A 25,564-nucleotide genomic window follows, 5' to 3' on the forward strand; every position below is an offset into this window, starting at 1 on the left:
GAATGGCAAATGAGTGACTGAATGAAAAGTGCTTTCTTTCAAGCTAATTCATGTTACGTCAACGTTCAATAATTTACAATTCACTATACATCTTCCTTATTGCTGATTAAAACGAAAGGTTCAGACCTACTGATGCGGTGGCAAAGAACGGATAATCGTTATCTACGTTATCGCGGTTTTCAGGGTCAAACAATCCCTTAAATTTACCCAATGCCGAAACCGTGAGGAGGTCCTGACCTGAGAAGAACAATCTTGCTCTTGAAATATTAATCTTTGAGGTCCATTTAACCGGCAAGGTATAACCCACCTGAATGTTTTTCAGACGTGCATAGCTGGCATTGAGCACCCATTTGTCAGACGGCAAGAAGTTGTGCGTGGCACCCACATACGGTCTTGGGTAAAGCGCATCCTGGTTTTCAGGAGTCCAGTAGTCGCGGTGCACGGCAAGTGCCTGTTTCCAGGTTACCAGCAAAGGGGCTATGTTTTCGGCGTTCGGTCGGTAGCTGCGTTTACCTACCCCCTGCACAAAGGCGCTGAAATCAATATTTTTCCATTGAAAGCCCAACGTAACCCCAAAAAGGTAACGTGGCTGCGTAGTACCCAGCAGCACAAGGTCGCCGTGGTTGTCAATATTACCGTTACCGATGGTCAGCCTGCCATCGCCGTTCTGGTCTATGTATTTTACGTCTCCGGGGCCTGTGCGGTTATCCTGAAACGCCCAGTTTTTTACCTGATCAACGTCAGTAAAATATCCGGCTGTCTGGTAACCCCAGATGGTATTAAGCGGATACCCCTCAATAATGCTGTTGGTACCTGCACCAATTACCCTGCGGCCCGAGAAGTTCAATAGTTTATTCTGGTTGTCGGATAAGTTAGCTGCTACGTTATAAGAAAAGTTTGAACCGATAGTGCCACGGTAGCGGGCTTCCAGCTCCCAGCCCCACGATTTCAGCTCACCGTTGTTTTTACGGGGCGTACCGATACCTATTACGGCTGGTAATTGCTGAGGCGTAAGCATATTGCGATTGTATTTTACGTAATAGTCGCCGCTGATTTGCAGTTTATTCTGAAAGAAACCCAGGTCGGCACCAATATTAGAGGTTTCGATGGTTTCCCAAGATAATTGTTCAGATGGAATTGAACTCTGATAAATGTAAGAGGTGCGCGAGTCGCCCAGTACAAGCGAAGCGCTGCGGCTAAGCTGATTGAGGTAGTCGTAGTAGCCGAGTGTATTACCCAAAGCGCCACCCAGGCGGCCCCATGAAGCACGGAGTTTGAGTTCGGAAACGAATTTGAGCTGATTGGCGAACCATTCTTCGCGGTGGATGTTCCAGCCAGCCGAGGCCGAAGGAAATACCTTTACACGGAAGCCCGGCGCCAGCCTTGAGCTCTCGTCAGAACGAAGCGTACCTTCAATCAGGTATTTGTCGGCATAGTTATAATTAACACGGCCAAATACCGACTGGTACGCATAAGCATAAATATTCTGGCTGTTTACTTTGGTTTTGTCGTCGCCCAGGTTCAAAGTCGGTAAATCATTGCTTACCAGGTTAGAAGCTGCCGAATAATTAGAAGAGAACCGGAAAGACTCCCACTGATACCCTGCAAACAAGCCCAGGTTGTGCTTACCGCCAAATTTTTTATCGTAGTTTGCCAACAACTGTATATTGTTGTTGGAGGTTAGCTCATTTGTTACATTGAATGAGTTAACCTGATTGAGATAACTTAATATTCTTGACTTACCCCATAATGGCACAGTGCGGTTAAATACTTCTCTGTCGCCACGGCGGTACTGAGTACCCACCACTGCTCTCAGGTTCAGTCCCTTAATGATTTCTGATGCTTTAAGGGTAAACACGCCATCAAAATAGTTACGGCGGTATTCGTTATACCCACCAGCTTCCATAGATGCATAAGCAGTGGCGGCAGAACCGGCTCCATTATAACGGCCTTCAGGGGTAAAGAATGGCGTGCGGGTACGCAAGCGGTAAATCTGGTACAGCAGCCCCTGGCCGTTTACACCGGCAGACGAGCTCTCGGTTTTGTCGTTTGTATAAGAAAGACGAGAATCTAAAGATAAAATACGGGTTAGCTGTGCACCCAGATTCATGCGCAGGTTGTAGCGGTCGTAGCTGTCTGGCCCTACTTTAAAAACACCGTCTTTGCCATAATAACCACCTGAAATCAGGAAGTTCAGTTTATCTGTGCCGCCTCTCATAGACAGGTTGTGGGTACGCATAGACGAGTATTTTCTAAGAATCTGGTCGGTAAGGGGTTTCTGATTATAGTACAGATAGGTGCTGGTATCAACCGGGTTTACCACATACGGAATACCATCTTTTATGCGCTGAAGATCATCAGCGTTGTACTCAGGGCCACTGCCCGAGTTGGCACGGGCCAGATTGGCATATTCAGCTTCTTCAAGCAATGACATTCTGCCGGGTACGTTAATGGCCCAGTCGGTTCCTTGCTGAGCCAGGTAATCGAAAGAAATTTTACCCGATTTACCCTTTTTGGTAGTTACCAATATTACACCACCCGCAGCCTGTGCGCCATAGATAGCGGCCGCAGCGGCGTCTTTCAGCACGCTGATGCTCTCAACGTCGTTGGGGTTCATGGTTTGCAGGGTATTGCTAGGCACGGCTACACCGTCTAGTACTACCAGAGGGCTTACGCTACCATTGGCCGTGGTAGCACCACGTACCTGAATGCCGATGTCTTCGCTACCGGGCTGGCCACTGGTGCGGGTTATGATAAGCCCGGGGCTCATACCCTGCATGGCTGTGGCCAGGTTACTGGCCGGGCGGTTTTCAATCGCGGCGGCGTCAATGCTTGACACAGCGCCTGTCAGGTTTGCTTTTTTCTGGGTACCGTAACCTACCACCACTACTTCGTCGAGCGATTTCATGTCAGACCCCAACACGATATTAATAGCCGTGCGGTTGCCAACGGTTACTTCCTGTTTTTCGTAGCCCAGAAAACTAAACACCAGCACCGAGCGCTCGTTTGGTACATTAATACTGAAATTACCCTCGGCATCGGTAGTTACACCACGTGTGGTGCCCTTAACGGTTACGTTTACGCCCGGCAGGCCGCCACCTCCGTCTTTATCGGTTACTTTTCCTTTTACGGGCTGGTCTGCTACGGCTGCTTCGTTGGTGCTTTCTTCCATTTTAGCAGCCTCAATATTTTCAAGAATGGTTTGTTTTTCTTCCCAGTTCAGAATAATCTGCCCGCCTATAATGCGGTAATTAACCTGCATAGGTTTTAATAATGTTTCCAGTACGTCTGATAGTTTCCGACCAGATACCGCAAAATTTACCTTGCGGTTGGCATGGATTAATTTTGAGCTGTAGACAAATTTCACATCGGTCTGCTCTTCAATCGACTCCAGCACCATACGCAAGCTTTGGTTTTCGGCATTCAGAGACACCGACTTATTGAGGAACTCCTGTGCTCTGGAGTCATAAGCGTATGTAACCGAAACGAAAACCATTGCCAATACAAGCTGAACAGCAGATATTTTCATAGCAAGTAGCAAGAGTTTACTTGTTTGTAATCTTTTTTTCATACATTTGAACAATTTTGTTAGAGGTAAGAATTTGGCAAAAGGAACCCTGGTTTTCACGCACAGCGAAAACTATCCAGGGCTTTAGGGCTGACAATGCTGGTACCATTGTCAGCTTTTTTTGTGGTCGGGAGGTTAAAATTTAATCATAATTATGTACGTATAGTTTGCGTTAAATAGATTGTAATATATTAGGTTGAATAGATAGCCCGGTTAGTTCAGGAGTACACCTCCGGTTGCTGGGCAACAATTGGCATACTCCTGTGTCGATAGATGGTATAGTTTATATTAAGTTTGAATAGATACGTTTTAAATACGACGGCAACTTACTCACAACCTTTCCCGCTGATCAGAATCGTAGTTCCTTTCACTTCATATCTGCCATTAATGGTTGCACAAATGATATCCAACTTTGTATATAGCGGCTGAGCCGTTATATCTGCTGTTATAGGGCAATCATTCAGTTTTTCGTTTTCTAATACAATTTCAATTCCATACACTTTTTTCAGCTTGTCAAGTACCTGGCTGATGGGTGTGTCGTCAAATTCAAATTTTTCAGGCTTGTTGTTGATGGGCTTTATCTGAGGTAAAGGCTTGGCAACCAGACCGGTTATAAAATGCTTTTCAACAGCAAAAAATGTAACCTTGTGGTTGGGTGTAAGTACTACACCCCTGTTCTGGTTGTCTGCTCTTTCTTTTTCGTACACCGAAACCTTGCCCGAAATTACTTCTACTTCGGTTTTTTGTTTGGCCTCTACGGTGCGAACATAGAAACTTGTACCCAAAACTTTGGTAACAAGTTTATCTGTAATTACATAAAATGGTTTGTCAGGATTTTTACTTACCTCGAACAGGGCTTCTCCCCTGAGGTTCACTTCCCGTTTAGTTGCAGCAAAATGTTTTGGATACTGTAGCTGGCTGTGTGGGCTTAGCGTTACGGTGCTTCCGTCTTCCAGCTTAATTTTTACGGGCTTAGAAGAGGTGTTGTCCATTAATTGCATTTCATGGACAGAACTTTGTAAAGTTGATTTAGTAGCGGGATTGGAATGTGCGTTGATGTACCACCAGGCGCCTGCACCCAGTAAAATGGTAACAGAGGCGGCAATACTGAGGCGGTAATTACGCCAGAAACTGATTGACGGCCGGGCTTCTGTTTCAAAAAGACCAGCTTCTATTTTTTGCCATAGTTTATATTCAAGTGCCTGCCACTCCTGCCCGGTGTAATTCTGTCTGGGTTCTTCATCAATGAGTTCATACCACTGCTCAACGAGTTGTGATTCTGATTCACTGCATTTCCCATCTAAGTACTTCTGAAGGAGCTGACTAAACGCTTTACGGCTTTTCATCTGAGCGTAATAGATTCTTTGTTTAATTACTATGTCGTACAAGCCCCCGATTAACCGCAAATAGTTTTGTAATTTCTATAAATAATACAACAAAAAAGGGGTTTTTATAAAAAGTTCTTTGATAAATTATATAAAATTTATAAATAAAACGGTGTAGTAAATTTGGTAAAAATGGCAAGCGAAGAGGCAAATGAAAATGAAGGCAGGCATTTTACTTAAGAAAAAACAGCAGGCACCAGGTAAGAAACTCTTTCAGGTGTTCGCGCATGAATCGGAGCGACTGCGAAATGTGGTATTCAACAGTACGCTCAGGGATATTCAGCATTTCAACAATTTCCCGGGTACTTTTGCCTTCCAGGCGGTTCAGGCGGAAAATATGCCGGGTTTTCTCGGGCATTTGCTCCATTGCCTGCTGGATAGACCGCGACAGGTCATGATACGCAATGGTTTCTTCAAGGCTGTTTATCTCGTCGTTGCTTTCGGTGGCGGCATAAGCGGCAAACTTTTCTTCCTGCAGTTGTTTTCTGATATGGCTGATAATCTGGTACTTAAGGGCTGTAAAAAGATAAGGCTCAAGGGTTTGAATCTGCACGGTGGCTCGTTTTTCCCACAGGTTAATGAAGATGTCCTGCACCAGCTCTTCCACAATTTCTCTGGCATACACTTTTCTTTGGGCTTTCTGAAATAACTTACGCCAGTAACGACGATAAATCTCTTCAAAAGCTTCTTTATCACCCAAAGTCAACAATTTTACCAGTATGTCGTCACCAATGCTTGCGTACTCCACCCTATGAGACTTTTAAAAGAACAAATATAGATTTATTAAGAAAAATAATAGCAGCAAACATGCAATTTTAAGACACATCAACAGATATGTATCGGTTTGTGTCAAAATATGAGCAATTGTATTACTGATTGGCTGAATCCTGAAACCACCCGGCATACATTACGTAGTTGTTGGCCGTACGCATGAAGACCTCTTCGAGTTCAGGCGAGACTGCTTTCAGGAATCTGGCCGGATTACCGGCATAAACAGAGTTAGGTGGTACGATGGTATTCTGGGTGATAATGGCTCCGGCGGCAATGATAGACCCTGTGCCTATAACGGCGCCGTCCATGATAATGGCTCCCATGCCAACCAGTACTTTGTCTTCAATGGTGCAGCCATGCACAATGGCATTGTGGGCAATACTTACGTTATTACCAATTATTGTTTTGGTTTTCTGGTAGGTGCAGTGTATAACGGCGCCGTCCTGGATATTCACCCTGTCGCCCATTACAATGGCGTTCACGTCGCCGCGCACAACGGCGTTAAACCATACGGTGCAGTCTTTGCCCATGGTAACATCGCCGACGATGGTTGCATTGGGCGAAAACCAGCAATTATCGCCCCAGGTGGGGCTTACGCCTTTAACAGGTAAAATAGTAGCCATTATGATATAAAAAAGTGCCTGATTGAATGTCAGGCACAAAATTATACAAACGCTTCAATATTTAATGGATAAATTCTAATGTGGCACCGAACGTTTTTTTATCATGCCGCCTTTGGTGTCTTTGATACTGGTCATGATAACAAAAGCGTTGGGGTCTATCTTTTCAATTTCGAGGTTCAGCTTACTAACCTCCAGACGTGTAATAACGGTATAAACTATCTTCATATCGCCCTCGGTGTAGCCGGTTTTGCCAAAGCCTCTTTCACCTTTGTAAACGGTAACCCCACGACCCATTTCTTCAATAATCATTTTTTTCATTTCCATGGGTTTCAGCGATATGATGGTTACGCCGGTGTACTCTTCAATACCCTCAATTACAAAATCGACAGTTTTTGAAGCCGCCAGATAAGTAAGCATTGAGTAAAGCGCGGTTTCAATAGACAAAACATAGGCCGCCACCGAGAAAATAACCACGTTGATAAGCAGGATTACGTCTCCGATTGTAAGGCTGGTACGGCGGCTAAGGGTAATGGCCATTACCTCGGTGCCGTCAATAACGCCACCACCCCGCATGGCCATACCGATACCAAGACCAAGGAAGAAGCCGCCAAAAACGGATGTAAGCAGTTTGTCGTGTGTGATTTCAGGATAAGGTATCAGGGCTACGGCCAAAGCAAGCGCAACAATGCCGAAAGCTGTTTTAATGGCAAATTCTTTACTGACAACCCTTAAGCCCAGAATAATAAACGGAATGTTGACAAGTACCAGAATGAGCGAAAGCGGGTAGTCGGTAACGGCCCGGATAAGGAGCGAAATACCTACTGCGCCACCATCGATGAAATCATTGGGTAACAGGAAGCCATCGAGGCCGAAACCGGCCGACAAAACCCCCAGAATGATGAGAAAAGAATCTTTAAATAAGCGGCGGATAGTAACTTTTACTTCGCGAATTTCTTTGGCTTGCTGGTATTTAGAGCGGTCGTTGTTTTTGCTGCCGTCGTCAATAAAAAAAGACAAGAACAGATTAAGTAAGATTTTTGGAAGTCGGAGTAGAACATTTTCTTTTTCTTTGCGCATATATTATATATTTGGTGGTAAAAGCGAAGATACTCAATTGAGGGCGCTTAAGCAATTGAAGCAAATTAATAAATTCTTAAAAATCAGGCAGTTTAGTATAAAAAACACCTATAAAATAGGTAAATTGAGCCATAAAGTCAATGCCCGATTTGTGAAAATTATGTTGTTTTAGTGCCACTGGCAATGGTTTTTTGTATTTATATCATAAGCCCAAATCAAAAAGTATGGCTAGTAAAAATTCAGGCAGGCTAATCTGTACAAAATTTATGTTGGTTTTGTTGATGACTTTAATTGCACAGCAGATTTATGGCCAGAGCCGTTTCAGAGTGCTGGCCCTGGCCGAAAGCACCGGGCATCATATACAGTATTCCGCCCGTGCCAAAGTCTGGCTGAACCAACTGGCAGCCGACAGCAACTTTACCATTGACTACCTACAAAATACCGATACCATAGACGAGGATTTGCTGAGCCATTACCAGCTATTTATTCAGTTAGACTACCCACCTTATGGCTGGAGAGAGAAGGCAGCAGCGGCATTTGTTAAGTATATAGAACAAGGCAAAGGCGGCTGGATTGGTTTCCACCATGCTACTTTACTGGGTGAATTTGACGGCTACCCGATGTGGCAATGGTTTTCTGATTTTATGGGGGGCATCAGATACCAAAACTACATTGCCACATTTGTGGCCGGTGAGGTAAACAATGAAGACAAACAGCACCCCGTTATGAAGGGTGTGCCGGGTAATTTCAGAATCAGTATGGAAGAATGGTACACCTACCATAAAAGCCCGAGACCCAATGTGCATGTAATAGCCAGTGTAGACGAAAACTCATACACCCCCAACACCCCAATAAAAATGGGCGACCACCCGGTGATATGGACAAACCCAGCCATGAAAGCCCGTAATGTGTACATCTTCATGGGCCATTCACCCGAGTTGTTTGATAATGAGGCATATAAGACTTTATTTAAGAATGCTGTTTTTTGGGCGGTTGGGAGGTGAGGTGAATAGTTCTTTTAAAACAAAATTATAATTTTATTTCTTAGCCTTTACTGTTCAAATTGTTGAATGTTTTGTAATGTCAACTCAAAGAATATATGCTTTTGAGAAGAAGTTACAATCTCTAAACATCTTCAAAACTTGTGATATTATGTTTAATACTCGAGAAATTGCTTATTTCATATGGGGATTACTATTTGTTTTATTCCTTTTTTACAATAAAGATACTAGACTATCTTCTTTAGATCTAATAAATAAATTCTTTAATAAGTATTTTGTATATGCTTATTTGATCGCAATTGCTCATACTTTCTTGTGCATTGCTATATTGTATAAAATCAAAATATGGGATGCTTCACTAATCAAAGACACAATAATGTGGATAATATTTGTTGCTCTTCCATTGATGTATGAAGCTGTTAAAACCAATAAATTTAAAAAATTCGTAGAACAAATAGTTAAACCTTTAGTAACATTTTCAGTGATATTTGAATATATAACAGGACTTTACACTTTCGATTTATGGATAGAGTTGCTAATAATACCATTATCGATATTTATAGGAGGAATGCTTGCGATTAGCGCACTTAAACCAGAAAAAAAACAAGTTCAAAGTTTTATAAATAGAACTGTATCGTTTATGGGATTAATGGCATTAGTAGTAATAATAATTCATTTTTATTATAATTATAAAGACTATCTTAATAAGCTTACTTTCCTTCAATTTTTTGTTCCATGGTTGTTATCAATAATGTTTCTACCTTTATTATACGGCATATCAATGTTCACTCAATATGAAAGCACCTTAAATTCGCTAAAATGGCACTTAAAAGATCAGAGTGTCTTCAAATATACAAGGCTAAAAATAATGCTTAAATTTAACGCTGATTTAGACGGAGTAGAGCGATGGAAAAATATGATTTTTGGGAAAAACTTACAAAGTCGTCAGGAAATTGACCAAGCAATAATTCTAATAAAAACTCTACAAAAGGCAGAAAGAAACCCTCCAAAAATTGATAAAAGTATTGGTTGGTCGCCTTATAGAGTTAAAGATTTGTTAAATTCGAAAGGAATACAAATGTCCGATTATAATAATAATTATGAAGATGAGTTTTATTCAATTTCAAACTATCTAAATCTAACTGATGATTTCTTCTTTCCAGATACTATAATCTATTCTGTGCTTAGCAAGCAATTGGTAGCAACAGAGCTCCATTTAGGGCTGAAAATTTTCAATGGGACTATTAATAATGATTCTTCTAAATTGAAATTATTAGAATTTTCTGAAATAATTTATGAAAGTGCATTTGGAGAATCATTGCCAAAGAGAGTTCAAGACGCAATAATTAACGCCCATAACTACATTACGAATAATTCCTTGGCAAAGCTATCAGTGGAAAAGCAATTATGGACAAATGATAAGAAAGGATATAACTTAAATTTTAAGATAACTCATACTCAACATTCTCTTAAGTATTAGAATTCACTCTTCAAGGTTTAGTACAATTTAATTCAAGCAAATAATTGAAATTATTAAATCAAAGACACTAAATTTACTTTGTTAACAAGTTTTTTCGTTGAATTGAGTAAAATAATAAATTTATGAGCGTCGCAGAGATTTTATATGAGCAATATAAGGTTCTTCCTGAAAACATTCAGAAAGAACTAAAAGCGCTTATCAATGGAAAAGATGAATCGGTATCGGTTTCTATCAAAGCATTAAAAGGAGCGGTCAAAGAGGTTAAAAAATTGAAAGAAGGTAAAACACAGGGTCGTCCGATTTCTGAGCTTTTTATGGAACTGGAAAATGAAAATTGAAATTCAGACGATTCCCAGATTTGATAAAGAGTTTAAAAGGCTTTCAAAAAAGTACAAGTCCTTACTTAATGATTTGCGTACTTTATCAGAGTTGTTAACAGATAATCCTCAAATGGGTACTAATTTGGGTGCCGGACTTCATAAAATACGTTTGGGCAGTGAAAGTAAAGGCGGCGGCAAAAGTGGAGGTTTTCGGGTAATAACCTATTTTACAGAACAAAAGCAAGACACAGAAACTGTCTATTTGATTACTATTTATGATAAATCAGAAGAAGAAAATATTACCAAAAAAGAACTTCTTAAAATTTTAACAAACGCTTTTGATTAGCATTTAGGTTGGCCTCACAACTTTATAAAAGTATATTTCTTGCCTTACTAAAATTCAATCATTTTAACTTTTCTATTCTATATTTGTGGGTCTCAGGTTTTGAGGTAATAATTCCTATCAAGTAGTTTGCACACCCAAATAATGAAAACAATCCTGATAATAGACGATGAAGAAAAACTGAGAACCTTGCTGGCGCGTGTATTGAAGTCGGAAGGGTTTGAGGTGGTGGAGGCTGGTGATTGCCGGGGTGGATTGAAAAAACTGGAACAACAGGCGATTGACGTGGTGTTGTCGGACGTGAAGCTGCCCGATGGAAACGGGGTTGATTTACTGTACAGAATAAAAGCTTTGCATCCGCTGGTTGAGGTAATTTTGTTAACGGCATACGGCAACATCGGCGATGGCGTGCAGGCCATGAAAAACGGCGCTTTTGACTATATAGTAAAGGGCGACGACAACGAGAAGATTATCCCGCTGCTGCACCGGGCTATAGAGAAAGTACAACTGCAAAAGAAAGTAAAAGACCTGGAAAAACGGGTGGGTGAAAAGTTTTCGTTTGATGCCATCATCGGAAAGTCGAAAGCCATTCAGCAGGCCATTGATTTAGCCAGAAAAGTAGCGCCAATAGATACCACCGTTTTACTGACAGGTGAAACCGGCACCGGTAAGGAAGTATTTGCACAGGGAATACACCAGGCCAGCCAGAGGGCTGGCAAGGCCTTTGTGATGCTTAATTGCAGCACTTTCAGCAAAGATATTATGGAAAGTGAGCTGTTTGGGCATAAGCAGGGGGCATTTACGGGGGCTATAAAAGATAAAAAAGGACTAATTGAGGAAGCCAACGGAGGGACGCTCCTACTGGATGAAATTGGTGAAATGCCGCTGGAACTACAGGCCAAATTGCTGAGGGTATTAGAGACCAGTGAATTTATTAAACTGGGCGACACCAAACCCACCAAATCAAATTTCAGGCTGATAGCAGCCACCAACCGCGACCTAAAGCAGGAATACGAAGCAAACCTCTTCCGGTCGGACCTCTATTTCAGGCTCAATGTATTTGAAATTCATCTGCCACCCTTGCGCGAAAGAGTAAAGGATATAGAACTGCTGGCTAAGTATTTTATGCGCCAGTTTTCTGAAAAAACCAATAAGCGAATTGAGAAAATAGATGAAGAATGCCTTGAAAAACTGGAAAGTTACCAATGGGTGGGTAATATCCGTGAGCTGAAAAATATCATTGAACGTGCCGTAATTCTGGCAGATACCGACACCCTTACTGCCGATTTATTACCTTTTGATGTTCAACAACCCCGCCAAACCCACAAAGGTACGTTATCGGCGTTTTCAATGGCCAGTGTAGAAAAACTACATATTCAGAAGGTATTAAACTACACCAAAGGCAATAAGGCCGAAACCGCCCGCCTGCTTGAAATCGGTATTGCAACGCTGTATAGGAAAATTGAAGAGTATGGTTTGTAGATATTTAACAGTCAATGTTCTATTCGTGTAAAATCTTTGAAATTATCCTGATAATTCGTAAAATCCTGATTTGAACAGATAACTCTATCATTCTTATAAGTGAATCGAAAATTAATGTTTCCATTTGATTCAGAACCCACTTTATTCATTTCAAAGTGGTCTAACAAAACATCTTGAGGTATGATTACTGGCCTCAACCATTTGTCATTGTGTCTTACAACAAAAACATAATGCACCAGTATGGGTAAAATATTCCGGAGATTTTTTACAGATACACTGAATTGGGCATTAAATGCCATTGTCTTTTTACTTTCAGCAGCTCTTGCCGTTTTGACCTGCACCTTTTTCAGAGTGCCAGTGGCATCTTGCACAACAAAAATATCATCACCAATATCTACTTCAGGAATCGCAACGTTCCAGCCAAGCATTAAGAATTCTGACATGACAGAAAGTTGTCCTGCTTTGCCTAAATATTGGTTAAATTTTTTAGTCACCTGGTGTTATTTTATGCAATTCTTTACCTGTAAATGTATCAATAAATTCAATTTGACCAAGTTTGTTTAAATCATTTTTATCATCAACTCCCAATAACGCCGGATAAATGTAAGGCTCTAATCTGCCAATTTCCGTTTTAAAGTCAGAATAGTTATCATAACCCACAAAAATATTGCTTGCAGGATGAGCATTGGGAAACATTCTTTTGATAAACTCACGAATAGATGGGCCTATGCTAAAAGTTACACCATCCATTTGTTTATTGACCCTTATTGTTATCGCGTTCATAGATTACTATTTTTCTTCGAAACCAGCATTCTCATTTGAAAGTTCTAAAATATTATTCAGACTTCAAAATTTATATCACGAACATTCGCCTAAGACAGACATAAAATTCAATTTAATAAAGTATGGTTCATACTTCTTATACCAAGCCCACAACCTAGTTGGCAACCCCAAAAAATGATGAGAATAGCATAATACCTATAGAAAGTATGTAACCAGTGTACTGCCTAAAAGATAGCCATTTGCACCTGCAACCAGCTAATCAAAGCGAAAGCAGTGTAGATGCTAAACGAACATGCCCAATGCACGTCGCTGAAAAAATTCAATCTCTCTGCAATGGGAAGCGCTGTCTTTATATATAGAGCTATTGCCAGAAGGCAGGGCACAATTTGCAGTACTGTAACCAGAATAATGCCCGGAATTAGAAAGTTTTTAAACGGTGAATTGGCTATTTTAGACACCGGCATTCCCATTAAACTTCCATCCGGCGAGATTTTCAATACTCCCCTACCTCCTATGGCACCTATGCCTAAGCATATCAATAAGATTATAAAGAGGTTTTTGGTTGATTTCATTGGGTAGTTTTTGTTTACGACACGAAATTAAATGAGATAGAGGTTACAAAAAATGCGATTCATCACCAATTAGTTCAATTTTGTAGAGACGCAGTGCCTGCGTCTTCAGGAGCCCGCAAAATCGGTGGTTTAGTTTTGGCAGGTTAAAACAAATTCTATCATAACCAGATTCGTCGATGAGACGCAAGCATTGCGTCTCTACCAAAATCACATATTCATTTTGAGAAAAGCTTATCATTTTGATAGGCTTTTTTTGTTGGCATTGTGACACACTTCAACTATAAACAATTCATTTTCAACTACTTATAAAATTCCCAAACAATCAGGCATAAAGATTGGCATAGGGGTATCAGAACTAAATTAATAATACAATGGTAACGCTCATTTTAATCGTCGTCGGTGCAGCCCTGTTTGGCTTGTGCTACAAATCCATTCACTTCTTTGAAAAAATCTAAAACCATGACAGCACTATTCATTTTATCGATTTTGGTTTTCGGATACCTCGTGTATGTATTGCTTAAACCTGAAAAATTCTGAATCTCATGAACACTGAAATATCGGGCATCATTGCCCTCTTTGTGGTCACGCTATTGCTGGCCATCCCCTTCGGAAAATACATTGCCCGGGTTTATTCAGGCGAAAAGACCCTGCTCGACCCGGTGTTTAATCCCATCGAAAAACTTTTCTATCGTTTCAGTGGCATTGATGCCAACAGAGAAATGAACTGGAAAGAGCACCTCACAGCCATGCTGGGCATCAACTTTGTTTGGTTCTTCCTCAGCATGTTTTTGCTGATGAATCAGGGTTGGTTGCCGTTGAATCCAGATGGTAACCCGTCTATGTCGCCCGATTTGGCATTCAATACAGCTATTTCATTTATTGTTAACTGTAACCTGCAACACTATTCAGGTGAAACAGGGGTTTCTTACCTCACCCAATTAGTAGGGTTAATGTACCTGCACTTTGTATCGGCAGCTACGGGTATGGCAGCAGGCGCTATTCTGTTCAATGCCATGCGCGAACGCCAGGCCGACAAGCTGGGCAACTTTTATAACTATTTTCTGAAAAGCTGCACACGCATTTTGTTGCCGTTATCAATTGTTGTAGCCATCATTCTTACTTTCAATGGCACACCAATGACCTTTGAAGGAAAAGACACCATTACCAACTTACAGGGCGAACCGGTGCAGGTTTCAAGAGGCCCGGTGGCGGCTTTTGTGGCTATTAAGCACCTGGGTACCAACGGTGGCGGCTTCTTTGGGGCTAACTCGGCGCATCCTTTAGAAAACCCCAATTATTTGACCAACGCCGTTGAGATGGTATCGCAGATGATTATCCCTTTCGCATTCATTTTTGCATTGGGTTATTACCTGAAACGTAAAAAACTGGCCTGGAGCATCTTCGGCGTTATGACAGTCGGCTTTCTGTTGCTTACCATACCAACAGTAATTGCCGAAATAAACGGCAGCCCGGCTATTCAGCACCTGGGCGTAGCACAACCAACCGGAAACATGGAAGGCAAAGAAGTCAGGTTTGGTACGGCCGCATCAGGCTACTGGAGCATCGCCACTACGGTTATATCAACTGGGTCGGTCAATAGCATGCACGACAGCAGTATGCCGCTGTCAGGCGCTATGCAGTTGCTGGCCATGATGGTAAACGCCTTTTATGGCGGTTGCGGGGTTGGCCTGCTCAACTACTACGTATTTATTATTCTGGGTGTGTTTATTTCCGGTCTGATGGTCGGCCGTACACCTGAGTTTTTGGGTAAAAAAGTAGAAGCCAGAGAAGTAAAAATCGCAGCCATCATCGCCATTCTTCACCCTTTACTTATTCTGGCTGGTACAGCCATGGCCGCCTACTTTGCAGCCCATAACACGGCTATGGGCTGGTGGTTTAATGGCAACGCCACAGGCTGGCTCAACAACCCGGGGTATCATGGTTTTTCTGAAATGCTTTATGAATATACATCCAGCGCGGCCAATAACGGTAGCGGTTTTGAAGGCCTGGGCGACAATAACCCTTTCTGGAACATCAGCACCGGCATTGTGCTGCTAATGAGCAGATACCTGCCTATTATTGGCCCGGTGGCTATTGCAGGCCTGCTGGCTGGCAAAAAGTATATACCCGAAAGTGCCGGAACGCTTAAAACAGATACCTCGACTTTTGCTATTATGACCTTTGCCGTAATAGCCATCATTGCTGCGTTGTCGTTTTTCCCTGCTTTGGCTTTAGGGCCTTTGGCAGAACATTTTACGCTATTTAAATAATTAATCCAATGACCAGAAATAATAATATTTCATTGTTCGACCGCGAACTGGTAAAAGAAGCCATCGGGCAGTCGTTTATCAAACTTAATCCGCGTGTCATGTTCCGTAACCCTGTTATGTTTACGGTCGAAATCGGAACACTAATTATGTTGTTTGTTTGTATAGCCATCTTTTTTGGTGCAGCCAATCAGGGCAGCCTTACCTACAACATTATTGTTTTCCTGATTCTGCTGGCTACCTTGTTGTTTGCCAATTTTGCCGAAGCCCTGGCCGAAGCCAGAGGTAAAGCCCAAGCCAACAGCCTGCGCAAAACCCGAGAAGAAACACCAGCCAAACTGGTGCAAACGGTAGGCGAAATGTATCTGAACGAAATTCAGATGGTACCTTCATCACAACTCAAAAAAGGTGATGTGTTTATTTGCGAACCGGGAGACATTATACCAACCGATGGTGAGATTGTAGAAGGCCTGGCTACTATTGATGAAAGCGCCATTACGGGAGAATCGGCCCCGGTGATACGTGAAGCAGGTGGCGATAAAAGCAGTGTAACGGGCGGCACCAAGGTATTGTCTGACAAAATTAAGGTATTGGTAACCACACAACCCGGCGAAAGTTTTCTGGATAAAATGATTGCGCTGGTTGAAGGTGCCAGCCGCCAGAAAACGCCTAATGAAATTGCCCTTACCATTCTGCTGGCGGCTTTCACGCTCATATTTATAATTGTTTGTGTTACGCTGAAACCCTTTGCCGATTACGCCCAGACACCCATCACCATAGCTGCGTTTATATCGCTCTTTGTTTGTCTGATACCCACTACCATCGGCGGGCTGTTGTCTGCCATCGGTATTGCCGGAATGGACAGGGCTCTTCGTGCCAATGTAATTACAAAGTCGGGCAAAGCCGTAGAAACCGCCGGAGACATTGACGTGCTGTTGCTTGATAAAACCGGTACCATTACCATTGGTAACCGTAAGGCCACACATTTTTATCCGGTAGCGGGCGTTGACGAACAGCATTTCGTTAGGTCGGCTGTGTTGAGTTCAATGGCCGATGAAACCCCCGAGGGTAAATCCATCATTGATCTGGCAGGTGTGAATCCGTCAACCTACAAAATCGGCAAGCCTGTTTTTATCAAGTTTACGGCCGAAACACGTAGTTCAGGTATCGACTTTGAGGGAACAAGCATCCGCAAAGGCGCTTATGATTCTATCAAAAAGATGGTCGAAAAAGCCGGAAATGAGTTTCCTGCTGAAACAGCCGAACTCGTAAAGGCTATCTCAAGCAACGGTGGTACGCCGCTGGTGGTATCAGAAAACAACCAGGTACTGGGGGTAATTGAGCTACAGGACATCATCAAGACCGGTATTCAGGAACGTTTCGAACGGTTGCGCAAAATGGGTGTTAAAACGGTGATGGTAACAGGAGATAATCCTTTAACCGCCAAATACATTGCCAAAAAAGCCGGTGTAGACGATTTTATTGCCGAAGCCAAACCGGAAGACAAGATGCAGTATATCCGCAAAGAGCAACAGGCAGGCAAATTGGTAGCCATGATGGGCGACGGCACCAACGATGCCCCAGCCCTGGCACAAGCCGATGTAGGCGTAGCCATGAACAGTGGTACACAGGCAGCCAAAGAAGCGGGTAACATGGTAGACCTTGACAACGACCCAACCAAACTGATTGAGATTGTAGAGATTGGTAAACAGTTATTGATGACACGTGGTACGTTAACTACCTTCTCTATCGCTAACGACGTAGCCAAGTATTTTGCCATTGTTCCGGCCTTGTTTATTGCCACCATACCAGCCTTGCAGGGGCTTAACATCATGGGGCTGCATAGCCCTGAAAGCGCCATACTTTCGGCTGTTATTTTCAATGCCATCATCATTCCTTTGCTTATTCCATTGGCTTTGAAGGGCGTAGCCTATAAACCCATAGGTGCCAGCGCCATTCTTCGCCGCAACTTATTAATCTACGGTTTGGGGGGTATCATTGTGCCATTCATTGGCATCAAATTAATTGACCTGGCCGTTTCACTTTTTATCTGATACTATCATGAAAACCATATTTTCTGCCGTACGTCTTACATTGATAAGCATGGTCTTATTCGCGGTCATTTATCCGCTTGTTATTACAGGTTTTGCACAATTAGCGCCCCACAAAGGCAAGGGTGAAACCGTAACTGTTAACGGTAAAACAGTTGGTTACAAACTACTGGGGCAATCGTTTACAGCAGACAAATACTTCTGGAGCCGCCCGTCGGCAGTTGCCTATAACTCGGCCGGGTCTGGTGGTAGTAACAAGGGCGCAACCAATGCCGAATACCTGGCCACCGTGCAAAGCCGCATTGATACGTTTATGGTGCATAATCCGGAGGTTCCTAAAGCAGCTATTACGGCCGAAATGGTAACGGCTTCAGGCAGTGGCCTTGACCCGGACATATCGCCTGAATCGGCCAGAATACAGGTAAAACGTATTGCCGCCGCAAGGCATATTGGCGAAGACAAGATTTTAGCCCTTATTCAGTCCAAAACTCAAAAACCATTGTTAGGTCTTTTCGGCCCTGAAGCCGTGAATGTTTTAGCTTTGAATGTAGCTTTAGATGAATTGAAGTAATCCAATTTTTATTTAAGCACAGAGTTAACCACCGAGTTGCAAAGAGTCTTTTCTCCGTGGCACTCCGTGCAAAACCCGGCGAAACTCCGTGGTTAAACATGCCTTAATGCAATGCTTAAACCAAAGAAAAACAAGTACAACAAAAAAAATGAAAAAAATAATAGCAGCGGCATTGATGCTCATGGTTTTAAGAGCCCATGCACAAGAAAACAAACCACTCACTTTTTCGGGCTATGTAGAAACGTATTACAGTTATGATTTCAGCAAGCCCGGTAATCATGAAAAAGCGCCATTTTTATATAACCACAACCGCCACAACGAACTGAATCTGAATCTGGGTTTGCTGAAAGCAGCTTATGCCACAGATAAAGTAAGGGCCAATGTGGGCATAATGGCGGGAACTTATGCGCAGTATAATATGGCGGCCGAGCAGGGGTTGCTAAAAAATGTATATGAAGCCAACGTGGGTGTAAAAGTATCGGGCAAAAACAACCTGTGGTTAGATGCAGGCATTGTGCCGTCGCACATTGGTTTTGAGAGCGCCATCGGTAAAGACTCCTGGAACCTGACCAGAAGCCTGCTGGCCGAAAACTCGCCTTATTATGAATCTGGTGTGCGGTTGTCTTATACCTCAGCCAATGAAAAATGGTATCTGGCCGGGTTGGTACTGAACGGCTGGCAGCGGATTCAGCGTGCGCCGGGTAACCAGACACCGGCTTTTGGTACACAAGTTACCTATAAACCCAGTAGCTCGGTTACTCTTAACTGGAGCAGCTATGCTGGCAATGAGCAACCCGATAGCCTGCGCCGCTGGCGGTACTTTAATAATGTTTACGGACAGTTTCAATTGAATGAAAAACTGGGTTTAATAGCAGGTTTTGACTTTGGTATCGAGCAAAAATTCACTGAAAGCTCCCAGTACAACCATTGGTTATCTCCTGTTGCCATTGTGCGCTATTCGGCAAATGATAAATTAAGACTGGCTGCCCGTGCCGAATACTATCAGGATAAAAACGGCGTGATAATTGCCACTGGTACAGCCAATGGTTTTCAGACGCTCGGTTACTCATTGAACATGGATTATGCCCTGGCCAATAGTCTTTTATGGCGCGTGGAAGGCCGCCTGCTTGATAGCAAAGACAGGATTTTTGATAATAAAAGTCAGGTAGTTTATTTAACCAGCGCTTTGTGTTTTAGTTTTTAAACATTTTAACCACGTAGGAACGCGGAGTTAAGGCACGGAGTATCACTGTGGAAAAATTCAGAGATACTCCGTGAAAACCCCGGGGCAACTCTCTGGTAAAACAAAATTACATCATGCCTAACAAAGAAGAGAACGTACAGCATTTTCTGGATTTAATCAGGAAGTCGCGTCAGGGGAAATTTAAAGTTTACATTGGTATGAGTGCCGGTGTAGGCAAGACTTTTCGTATGTTACAAGAGGCCCATTCTTTGCTTCGTAACGGCATTGATGTAAAAATTGGCTATATTGAAACCCATTTACGGAAAGAAACACACGATTTGCTGGACGGCCTGCCGGTTATTCCGCGCCGGAAGATATTCTACAAAGGTAAAGAGCTGGAAGAACTGGACGTGCAGGCGGTTATTAATCTGCGGCCGGAGGTAGTAATAATAGACGAGCTGGCACATACCAATATTGAAGGCAGCAAGAACGAAAAACGCTGGCAGGATGTGCTGGAAGTGCTGGAAGCGGGCATTAATGTAATAAGCGCTGTAAATATACAGCACATTGAGAGCCTGAACGAAGAGATAAAAGATATAACAGGCATTGAGGTAAAAGAGCGCATTCCTGACAGTGTGCTACGGATGGCCGATGAGGTGGTGAATATAGACCTGACAGCCGATGAACTGATAACCCGCCTGAAAGAAGGGAAAATATACACGCCAGACAAAGTGCCGATGGCGCTGAACAACTTCTTTAAGGCTGATCAAATTTTACAACTGCGCGAACTGGCACTGAAAGAAGTGGCCAGCCAGGTAGAAAGAAAAGTTGAAACCGAAATACCCAGAAGTACCGCTATACGCCACGAAAAATTTCTGGCCTGTATCAGCAGCAATGAAAAAACAGCTAAAAATGTAATCAGAAAAACCGCCCGGCTGGCCAGTTATTACAATAGTAAATGGTATGTTTTGTATGTGCAAACGCCCAAAGAAAGCCACGATAAAATAGCGCTCGACAAGCAGCGGCACCTGATTAACAACTTTAAACTGGCCACACAATTGGGGGCAGAGATTATAAGGGTAGAAGACCGCAACATTGCGAAGTGCATTATGGAAGTGGCCGAACAAAGGCAGATTACCACCCTTTGCATAGGCAAGCCGCACCTGAACCTTTTTAACGTGATACTATCAACCAATATATTTAATGATTTGCTCAACAAATTATCGTTTGCAGAGGTAGATGTGGTGATATTGTCGTAAGGAAACCCCTAGCCCCTAAAGGGGGAAGAAACAGATTAGCAGAGCCGCATTGCATGCGGCTTCAGGGGTTTATGAGTACCAAAAAACGTATTTGAAAATACTTTATTACTCTATTAAAATAATGAATTTTGAAGAAAGCCACATGCCATGTGGCTCTACCAAAATTTTAAATTTATCAATTCTATTGATATGAAAATAAGAACCAAACTGACCCTGGGTGTAGGACTGCTTTTTATACTCATTACCCTGCTTACATTTGTAGGGGCGCGGTATATTAATGCCCTGAAAAATGATACAGAGAATATTCTGGAGGCCAATTACATTACCCTTGAGTATGCTCGTGATATGCTGATGGCCCTGGACGAAGTAACCGCAGACTCCACCGCCATGAATATACTTGAAGAGAACCTGGAAAAGCAACAGGCAAACATTACAGAAATTGGTGAACGAGAAGCCACCCGGCAATTACTTGGGCATTTTAAAATGTTGCAGGCCAACAGGGCTGAGGAGTCTGTTCATTTACTGATAAGAAAAGACATTGCAGAAATTATGCGTCTGAACATGGAGGCCATTCAGCGCAAAAGCAATGTGGCCAAGCAAACGGCAGCCTCAGCTACCATTTGGGTAGCAACTACTGGTACGCTTTGTTTTCTGATCGCGTTTACCTTACTCATTAACCTGCCCGGAAATATTGCTAACCCCATCCGCGCGCTTACAGATAGCATCAAGCGTATAGCGGCCAACGATTACTCGCAAAGGGTGTATTTTGAAGACCACAGCGAGTTTGGAGAACTGGCGCTTTCGTTCAATACAATGGCCGAAAAGCTGGAAGAATACAATAACAGTAATTTGTCGAAGCTGCTGTTTGAAAAAAAGCGGATTGAAACGCTTATCAACAACATGCACGACCCGGTGATTGGCCTGGACGAAAATAAAAAAATACTTTTTGCCAACGACGAGGCCCTGAAAGTAACCGGACTAAAACCCGAACAACTGATTGGCCAACAGGCACAGGATGTGTCGCTGATGAATGACTTACTGCGCTCGCTGGTAAAAGATCTGGTACTGACAGAGAGTACCGATACCCAGAGCAAAAAGCAGCCCATCAAGATTTTTGCAGATAACAAAGAGAGCTATTTTGAAAAAGAAATAATTGATATTGCTATTGTACCTACCGGCGAAAAAGAAAAACGGCAGATAGGCCACGTAATTGTGCTTAAAAACATCACCCCATTTAAAGAGCTTGATTTTGCCAAAACCAATTTTATAGCTACCATCTCGCATGAGCTGAAAACACCTATTTCAAGTATAAAAATGAGCCTGCAATTATTAGAAAACCAACAGACAGGCGCCATTAATGAAGAACAAAAACAACTGATTGACAGCATAAAAGAAGATAGCCGCCGGTTGCTGAAAATAACCGGAGAACTGCTCAATCTGTCGCAGGTAGAAACGGGGAATATCCAGCTTAATATTCAGAGAAGTACACCCTACGAAATACTGCATTATGCCACCGAGGCCGTAAAAACTCAGGCAACACAAAAGAAAATAGATATTCAGACTGACGTACCAGAAAACCTGCCTGCTGTAAAGGCCGACACCGAGAAAACTGCCTGGGTGCTGATTAACTTCCTGACCAACGCCATCAATTATTCACCGGAACAAAGCCGGATTACCATCAGAATCAATCAGACAGACAAGCACGTTAATTTTTCGGTAAGCGACCAGGGCAAGGGCATCGAAAAACGCTACAAAGACAAGATTTTCGACAAGTATTTTCAGGTACCGGGCAGCAATAAATCTGGTACGGGGCTGGGGCTGGCCATTAGCAAGGAATTTATAGAAGCGCAGAATGGTAGCATCGGCGTTGAAAGTGAGATTGGTATGGGCAGCACTTTTTATTTTAATCTGGCTGTGGTGGAGGGGTAGAACATTTCTGCCGATACAGTGAATGAATTCGGTGAAGAAGTGGCACAATTTCACCAATAAACCGCCCATTATTCCCACACAATCTTTATTTTTACTGCCTGTAATTCAACCCACATTGTATGAAATTCACCTTGCGTTTAATTGGACTGGCATTGGCCTTGCTGGCCGCCGGTACTCATTGTTTTGCTGCCAACCCTCCACAGCCATCCGGCTTAAAGTGCGAATACCTCAAAAACCCGCTGGGTATCGACAACCCCAATCCACGATTCACCTGGTTATTGACCGATAATCGTAAAGGAGCCAAACAAACAGCTTACCAAATTGTGGTAGATACCGACTCCGCCAAAGTGGCTCGTGGCACAGGTACTGAATGGAATACTAAAAAGGTAGTTTCAGGCAATACACTGGCGGTTTACAAAGGCAAAACCCTGCGCCCCTTTACCAAATATTACTGGGCCGTTACGCTTTGGGATAAAGACGGCCAAAAAACCACACTGGCAGTGGCGAGCTTTGAAATGGGCATGATGGATAAACAAAACTGGCGTGGCGCCTGGATAAGCGACACCCGTGATGTAAACCTGAAACCTGCCCCCTATTTCAGAAAAACTTTTGCAACAGATAAGAAAATAAAATCGGCACGGGCTTATGTAGCCGTGGCAGGTTTGTATGAATTATACATTAACGGGCAGAAAATCGGCAACCATCGCCTTGACCCGATGTACACCCGTTTCGACCGTCGAACGCTCTATGTAACATATGATGTAACCGCCGCACTGCAAAAGGGCAAAAACGCCATTGGCGTGTTGCTGGGCAATGGCTGGTATAACCACCAGTCTACGGCCGTTTGGTATTTCCATGAAGCGCCGTGGAGAGGAAGACCCACTTTTTGCCTCGATTTACGAATTACCTATGATGACAGCACCACCGAGGTTATCTCTAGCGGCAAAGGCTGGAAAACAGCCCCGAGCCCTATCATTTTTAACAGTATTTACACGGCAGAGCATCAGGATGCCAGGCTGGCACAAGTGGGTTGGAACCAACCGGATTTTAACGATAAAGACTGGAAAGATGTCATTTTCAGAACATCTCCGTCTCAAAACATAGTGGCGCAGGCCATGGTGCCAATTAGAAATGTGGAAGAAATACCGGCACAGAGCCTAAAAAAACTGAATGACACAACCTATCTGTTTGATTTAGGCAGAAACATTTCAGGTGTCAGCCAATTAAAAATAAAAGGAGATGCCGGAACGGTAGTAAGATTGAAGCACGCCGAGCGACTGGGTGCCAATGGTTTCGCCGATATGTCGAACATTGATATTCACTACCGACCTACCGATAATCAGGACCCTTTTCAGGTAGATGTGTACACCCTTAGCGGCAAAGGTGAAGATACTTTCATGCCGCATTTCAACTACAAGGGTTTTCAGTATGTTGAGCTTACCTGCGCTAAACCTCTGCAATTGAGCAAAGAAAGCCTGACGGGCTATTTTATGCACAGCGATGTGCCACCTGCTGGCCAGGTAACAACCGCTAACCCCACCATGAACAAACTATGGTGGGCAACTAATAATTCCTATCTGTCTAATCTTTTCGGGTACCCGACCGACTGCCCGCAGCGTGAGAAAAACGGCTGGACGGGTGATGCGCACATTGCCAGTGAAACCGGACTGTATAATTTTGATGCCATTACGGTTTATGAAAAATGGCTGGCCGACCACCGCGACGAGCAGCAGGCCAACGGGGTTTTACCTTCAATTATACCAACAGGGGGTTGGGGTTATGAGTGGGGCAACGGGCCAGACTGGACCAGCACCATTGCCATTATCCCCTGGAATATCTATTTGTTTTATGGCGACACCAAAATACTGGCCGATAACTACAGCCACATGAAACGCTACGTAGATTATATACAAACCATTGCACCAAAGCACCTGACCACCTGGGGCCTGGGCGACTGGGTACCTGTGAAATCAAAATCGCCGGTTGAGTTTACGTCATCAGTTTATTACTTTGTTGATGCCACCATCGTTGCCAAAACGGCTGCATTATTGGGTAAAGCTGCTGATGCGGCTTATTACAGTAGCCTTGCAAAAAACATTAAGGATGCCATCAATACCAAATACCTGAACCGCGAAAACGGCATCTATGGAAGCGGCACACAAACCGAGCTGAGCGTACCGCTGCAATGGGGCATAGTGCCAGAAGACATGAAAGCCAAAGTAGCGGCCAATCTGGCTAAACGGGTACAGGCAGATGGTAGCCATATAGATGTGGGTTTACTCGGCACCAAAGCCATATTGAATGCACTGAGCGAAAACGGCTATGCTGATTTGGCCTATACTGTTGCCTCACAGGAGACCTACCCCTCATGGGGTTGGTGGATAAAAAACGGCGCTACTACGCTTTATGAAAACTGGCCGATTGATGCCAAGTCAGACATATCTATGAACCACATTATGTTTGGTGAGATTGGCGCCTGGCTCTATAAGGCTTTAGGAGGCATTAAACCAGATGAAACCAAACCGGGTTTTAAAAATGTGCTGATTGAGCCGCATTTTGTACGCAGCCTGTCTGGTTTCGAGGCCAGTCACGACGGCCCGCAGGGAAGAATAACTTCGGCATGGAAAAGAACTGAAAAAGGTATTAAATATAGATTGGTGATTCCGGCCAACAGTACGGCTACTTTAAAACTGCATTTGCCAGACGGCAAACAATTGTATGAAAACCGAAAAGTGATAAAGCCTTTACCGAATGCAAAATCTGTGGTGATGAGTTCGTTGGCAGCTGGTGAGTATTTGTTTGAGATAAGGTAAATAAAACAACCGCAGCGGCGGCCGCCCCATTCTCTAAATCTCTATCCGCGCGGCGTCCTCTCTCCACTGTTGGGGCGACCGCCGCG

21 protein-coding genes are annotated in these 25,564 nt (G+C 43.3%); 13 read left to right on the plus strand and 8 right to left on the minus strand.

Features of this window, described 5'->3' with window-relative positions; all coding sequences use genetic code 11:
* Nucleotides 1–106: 106 nt before the first annotated feature.
* The 5 genes from C0V77_RS09340 to C0V77_RS09360 all read right to left on the minus strand — a co-directional run bounded on the left by C0V77_RS09340 (nt 107) and on the right by C0V77_RS09360 (nt 7,424).
* Complete coding sequence (locus C0V77_RS09340; protein ID WP_229236245.1) at nt 107–3,571, minus strand: SusC/RagA family TonB-linked outer membrane protein; 3,465 nt, start codon at nt 3,569–3,571, stop codon at nt 107–109.
* Between the two features lie 323 nt (nt 3,572–3,894).
* Nucleotides 3,895–4,914, minus strand: a complete 1,020-nt coding sequence (locus tag C0V77_RS09345) for a FecR family protein (protein WP_101726092.1) — start codon at nt 4,912–4,914, stop codon at nt 3,895–3,897.
* A gap of 211 nt (nt 4,915–5,125) precedes the next feature.
* Entirely contained in the window at nt 5,126–5,701 is a 576-nt protein-coding gene (locus C0V77_RS09350) for an RNA polymerase sigma-70 factor (RefSeq protein ID WP_101726093.1), read from the minus strand.
* 121 nt (nt 5,702–5,822) lie between these two features.
* The gene (locus C0V77_RS09355) at nt 5,823–6,347 is read right to left on the minus strand and encodes a gamma carbonic anhydrase family protein (protein WP_101726094.1); all 525 of its coding nucleotides are present in this window, start codon (nt 6,345–6,347) and stop codon (nt 5,823–5,825) included.
* Between the two features lie 75 nt (nt 6,348–6,422).
* Nucleotides 6,423–7,424, minus strand: a complete 1,002-nt coding sequence (locus tag C0V77_RS09360; RefSeq protein ID WP_101726095.1) for a YitT family protein — start codon at nt 7,422–7,424, stop codon at nt 6,423–6,425.
* A gap of 224 nt (nt 7,425–7,648) precedes the next feature.
* Between C0V77_RS09360 and C0V77_RS09365 the strand changes: the two genes are divergently transcribed.
* The 5 genes from C0V77_RS09365 to C0V77_RS09385 all read left to right on the plus strand — a co-directional run bounded on the left by C0V77_RS09365 (nt 7,649) and on the right by C0V77_RS09385 (nt 12,050).
* Nucleotides 7,649–8,428, plus strand: a complete 780-nt coding sequence (locus tag C0V77_RS09365; protein WP_229236246.1) for a ThuA domain-containing protein — start codon at nt 7,649–7,651, stop codon at nt 8,426–8,428.
* Nucleotides 8,429–8,576: 148 nt separating this feature from the next.
* Entirely contained in the window at nt 8,577–9,905 is a 1,329-nt protein-coding gene (locus tag C0V77_RS09370; RefSeq protein ID WP_143706041.1) for a hypothetical protein, read from the plus strand.
* A gap of 122 nt (nt 9,906–10,027) precedes the next feature.
* On the plus strand, nt 10,028–10,243 hold the full coding sequence (locus C0V77_RS09375) for a hypothetical protein (RefSeq protein WP_101726097.1): 216 nt from the start codon (nt 10,028–10,030) through the stop codon (nt 10,241–10,243).
* Entirely contained in the window at nt 10,233–10,571 is a 339-nt protein-coding gene (locus tag C0V77_RS09380; RefSeq protein WP_101726098.1) for a type II toxin-antitoxin system RelE/ParE family toxin, read from the plus strand. Before C0V77_RS09375 ends, C0V77_RS09380 begins: the two co-directional genes overlap by 11 nt.
* 141 nt (nt 10,572–10,712) lie before the next feature.
* On the plus strand, nt 10,713–12,050 hold the full coding sequence (locus C0V77_RS09385) for a sigma-54 dependent transcriptional regulator (protein ID WP_101726099.1): 1,338 nt from the start codon (nt 10,713–10,715) through the stop codon (nt 12,048–12,050).
* Nucleotides 12,051–12,061: 11 nt separating this feature from the next.
* On the opposite strand, the gene C0V77_RS09390 is transcribed toward C0V77_RS09385, so the two are convergent.
* From C0V77_RS09390 to C0V77_RS09400, 3 genes are all read right to left on the minus strand, one after another.
* The gene (locus tag C0V77_RS09390) at nt 12,062–12,544 is read right to left on the minus strand and encodes a hypothetical protein (protein WP_143706042.1); all 483 of its coding nucleotides are present in this window, start codon (nt 12,542–12,544) and stop codon (nt 12,062–12,064) included.
* Complete coding sequence (locus C0V77_RS09395) at nt 12,537–12,833, minus strand: hypothetical protein (RefSeq protein WP_143706043.1); 297 nt, start codon at nt 12,831–12,833, stop codon at nt 12,537–12,539. The genes C0V77_RS09390 and C0V77_RS09395 overlap by 8 nt, the downstream gene beginning before the upstream one ends.
* Nucleotides 12,834–13,057: 224 nt before the next feature.
* Entirely contained in the window at nt 13,058–13,405 is a 348-nt protein-coding gene (locus C0V77_RS09400; protein WP_101726102.1) for a hypothetical protein, read from the minus strand.
* Between the two features lie 459 nt (nt 13,406–13,864).
* On the opposite strand from C0V77_RS09400, the gene kdpF reads away from it, so the two are divergent.
* The 8 genes from kdpF (at nt 13,865) to C0V77_RS09440 (ending at nt 25,478) form a co-directional block, all read left to right on the plus strand.
* Complete coding sequence (gene kdpF / locus C0V77_RS09405) at nt 13,865–13,942, plus strand: K(+)-transporting ATPase subunit F (protein WP_101726280.1); 78 nt, start codon at nt 13,865–13,867, stop codon at nt 13,940–13,942.
* Nucleotides 13,943–13,947: 5 nt separating this feature from the next.
* Nucleotides 13,948–15,675, plus strand: coding sequence for a potassium-transporting ATPase subunit KdpA (kdpA, locus tag C0V77_RS09410; RefSeq protein WP_101726103.1), 1,728 nt, complete (start codon nt 13,948–13,950; stop codon nt 15,673–15,675).
* Between the two features lie 8 nt (nt 15,676–15,683).
* A complete protein-coding gene (gene kdpB, locus C0V77_RS09415) occupies nt 15,684–17,726 on the plus strand; it encodes a potassium-transporting ATPase subunit KdpB (protein ID WP_101726104.1) in 2,043 nt (680 codons plus the stop codon).
* Between the two features lie 7 nt (nt 17,727–17,733).
* Entirely contained in the window at nt 17,734–18,294 is a 561-nt protein-coding gene (locus C0V77_RS09420) for a K(+)-transporting ATPase subunit C (RefSeq protein WP_101726105.1), read from the plus strand.
* Between the two features lie 148 nt (nt 18,295–18,442).
* Nucleotides 18,443–19,498, plus strand: coding sequence for a porin (locus C0V77_RS09425; RefSeq protein ID WP_101726281.1), 1,056 nt, complete (start codon nt 18,443–18,445; stop codon nt 19,496–19,498).
* A 113-nt stretch (nt 19,499–19,611) separates the two neighbouring features.
* Complete coding sequence (locus tag C0V77_RS09430) at nt 19,612–20,736, plus strand: histidine kinase (protein WP_101726106.1); 1,125 nt, start codon at nt 19,612–19,614, stop codon at nt 20,734–20,736.
* A 189-nt stretch (nt 20,737–20,925) separates the two neighbouring features.
* A complete protein-coding gene (locus C0V77_RS09435; protein ID WP_101726282.1) occupies nt 20,926–22,665 on the plus strand; it encodes an ATP-binding protein in 1,740 nt (579 codons plus the stop codon).
* 119 nt (nt 22,666–22,784) lie between these two features.
* Nucleotides 22,785–25,478, plus strand: coding sequence for an alpha-L-rhamnosidase (locus C0V77_RS09440; RefSeq protein ID WP_101726107.1), 2,694 nt, complete (start codon nt 22,785–22,787; stop codon nt 25,476–25,478).
* The last annotated feature ends 86 nt before the right edge of the window (nt 25,479–25,564 follow it).

Source organism: Emticicia sp. TH156, assembly GCF_002855535.1.
GTDB classification, from domain to species: domain Bacteria; phylum Bacteroidota; class Bacteroidia; order Cytophagales; family Spirosomataceae; genus Emticicia; species Emticicia fluvialis.